General features: G+C 63.4%; 3 protein-coding genes and 1 tRNA gene. 1 reads left to right on the top strand and 3 read right to left on the bottom strand.

The window, feature by feature from the left end; genetic code table 11:
* Window positions 1-1,448, top strand: a 1,448-nt coding sequence (locus OXK16_00020; protein ID MDE0374338.1) for a hypothetical protein, incomplete at its 5' end; no start/stop codon positions are given.
* 98 nt (window positions 1,449-1,546) lie between these two features.
* Here the strand turns inward: OXK16_00020 and OXK16_00015 are convergent.
* The 3 genes from OXK16_00015 to OXK16_00005 form a co-directional block, all read right to left on the bottom strand.
* A tRNA-Ile gene (locus tag OXK16_00015) sits at window positions 1,547-1,623 on the bottom strand.
* Between the two features lie 42 nt (window positions 1,624-1,665).
* A complete protein-coding gene (locus OXK16_00010) occupies window positions 1,666-2,520 on the bottom strand; it encodes a universal stress protein (protein MDE0374337.1) in 855 nt (284 codons plus the stop codon).
* A 130-nt stretch (window positions 2,521-2,650) separates the two neighbouring features.
* A partial coding sequence (locus OXK16_00005) for a mechanosensitive ion channel family protein (GenBank protein MDE0374336.1) occupies window positions 2,651-2,982 on the bottom strand: 332 nt, incomplete at its 5' end.

Genomic DNA, 2,982 nt, shown 5'->3' with positions numbered 1-2,982 from the left:
AGGGGGTGGGGAATTTCAGTGATCAACTCCGGGGATTTTCAATGACCATCAACAGCGACACGGTGGCGCAGCTTGAGGTGACGCTCCGTACTCAGGCTGCACCGTCTCTAACTAGCACAGCAAACCAACTGGTCGAAAGCGTCCGGTACCCGGGAGGAGCGACTGCGCAACAGATTGCACTGGTCATGAGAGCGCTAACAGCCTGCCGCTTGGCCGGTCTCGTAGACCATGAGAGCCACGAGCGTCTCGCCGCTGAAGGTTACCTACTCCACCACCTGTATCGCGCCTTCTCAGAGGGTCACGCAGAGGCAGCAGCGAGATGCGCGTTCGCATACCTCCAGTCGATTCCCGACGCGTGCGGCCCGAACCAATATGTCGGCAACTCACAGGCCGGGCACGAGTCGCTTCGCGAGCTTCTGCGGACTCCCGACCGGATTGCCGGCGCGCTCAACGAATTCGTAGCCATTGTCAGCCAAGACACTGGGATACTGGGGCTCGCGCGCATTATGGACTCGGCGCCCCCCGAACCCACGCTGCTCAACGCCGCCTTCCAGGTTCTGGTGGAGAGCGACCCGGCGGCACAGACTCCCGAGTTCCTCACGGAGCACTGGCGCAAAATCCAGGAGAACCTCAAAGATATCGAAAGCGACGAAGTGAGTGATGCGTTCCAGGCGTTCGTGGGTCGCCTGCGCTCACTCGCTGATGTGCCCCCACTAATCGTCGCCGGAAGTTTTGAGCCAGAAGACGCGACCCTATACATGGCTGTGCTCAGAGCGAGTGGTAATGAAGCGCTATCGAACTGGTGTGCTAGCGGCCTGCGGTCCCTTGAGGCGGAGAGTTGGGCTGGGTCCCTCAGCAATAACGGTGTTCTCGTCTCATTGCTCCTCAAGTTGAAGCAGCGCGACCAAACCCTCAAGATGGGGACCGCATATCTGGATGGTCTCAGCTCGCACGCTCAATCGACCGTACACTCGAATGACGACCACGGCATCGGTGACTCGTTGCCGGAGCTCATCTTACTCCTTGGCGGGGGTAACAGGGATCTCTTGACCCGTCGTACGTACGAAGCCCTTGAAGGAGTTGGAGGAGAAGCGACGCAGTTGTTCTTCGCTCTCTATGGACCCCTCCTCACCGAACGAGACTTCCTGCTAACGCAGCCGCGCTTTGTTTATCGCATATGTACTCCGCTCCTTGTCCAGAGGAACACCCCCGGCCTGCGGTGGCTCTCAGAAGTGTTCCGCGCGCAACCCGACCTCCTGAGTCAGCACAGCGACCAGAGTGCTGTCGCGGACTTTCGTAGCCGCGTGCGCGGTGCCCTAGCAGCAGTGGACGAGGATGAAGAGAACTCCGACGCGATACGCGCGATAGCTGACGCTCTTAGCATCGAACCAGAGCCGGAGTTTGAAAACAACTCTGTCGAAGGGACAGCGTCGACGTCCGATGAGTGACTGCCCATTATCCGCGGCCCTGGTTGACAAGGAACGAACGGCCGACCCACCGCTTGGGCAGCCGGAACGTCAGGTAGAGGTTCTCGGCTTGTCCAGCCTGGTGGGCCCGGCAGGACTCGAACCTGCAACCAACGGATTATGAGTCCGCTGCTCTGACCGCTTGAGCTACGGGCCCTGTGGGGGAAGGATAATCCCGGCGGGTGATGACCTGGCGGGGCTAGGGGCGGTAGAAGCGGCCGGGCACGCGGGCTATGGCCACGTCGCAGGGGACGGTCCCCATCATCCTCTCGGCGTTGCTTCCCAAAAGGACCATGTTGGCGTTGCCGGCGCCGCGGCTGGCGGCCACCACCAGGTCGGCGTTGCTGATGCGGGCGAACTCGGCCACTGTCTGCGGCGGGGGCCCGTCCAGGACCACCGGCGTTACCAGGCCGCCCCAGCCGGCCACGAACTTCTGCATGCTCTCCTCCAGCAAGGAGAGCCGTTCCCGCCGCAGCACATCGAGCCGTTCGGGCATGATCCCCGCATCGGAGAGCATGGTCTCGTCGTCGGTGGGTAACGACGCCACCGCCGTCACCGTGTCGGCGCCCGTCGCCAGGAGGAGGGCCAGGTCGACCGCTGAAGTGCTGGCATCGGAAAGGTCTACGGCCGCTATCGCCCGGCGATACGGGGAACGCAGCAATCTCCGCACGCTCAGCACCGAGGCATGCAGCTTGCGGGCCAGCCTGGTGGTGCGGGGGCCGATCCTCGTCTGGTCGACCGACGAGGTGCCGGTGATCACCAACCCGGCCTTGTGGGACAGCTTGGCCAGTTCGATGGCCATGTTCCCCGACCGGACCTCCAGATCCACCCGGCAGCGGGCGCGGGCATTGATCCATGTCAGCAGGTCCTCCGCCTGGCTCTGGCGGTACAGGTGGATCCGCTCCATCATCTCGTCCGGGAGCGGGACGTCGGGTGGTTCCGCTACATGCACCAGCTTGAGCTCGGTCTGGTGAGCCTCTGCAAGAATCCGGCCTCGATCGGCCACGCGGCGGGACATCGGGGACAGATCGACCGCAGCAAGCACCTGCTTCATGTCCGTCTTGACCTAGCCCCGGGAACCAGCACGGGCAGGAACCTTAGCCCAGCCCGGCCGGGCAAGTTCCGCGATGGGCCATGATCGAACGAGTGCGCGAAAAAAGAGCAACCGCCCGGCCGTCGGACCCCTAACCGGAGCTACCCGTACCGCTCGTTTCACCCGGCAAGGGCGCGCCCGGCTGGGAACGTACCCAGATGGTGCGCTGCGGGAACGGGATCTCGATCCCCGCGTCGTCAAGAGCGAGCTTGAGACGCTTCCGCAACTCCCGCGCCGTGCCGAACTGCTCCCCGGGCTCGGTCCTGACCACCAGGCGGAGGGCGATCGAGTTGTCCCCGAAGGCCTGAACCCCCGCCATGGTCGGCTCCTGGATGATCGTGAACGACTCGAGTTGCTCCCGCCACAACCCGTCCGCCACTTCCTTGATGAGAGCCATCGCCGCGGCGATGTCGGTGTCGTAGG

The organism is bacterium (assembly GCA_028821235.1).
Classification (GTDB): Bacteria; Actinomycetota; Acidimicrobiia; order Spongiisociales; family Spongiisociaceae; genus Spongiisocius.
The sequence above is the reverse complement of the archived record's forward strand: the minus strand, read 5'-3'. Positions and strand labels throughout refer to the sequence as shown.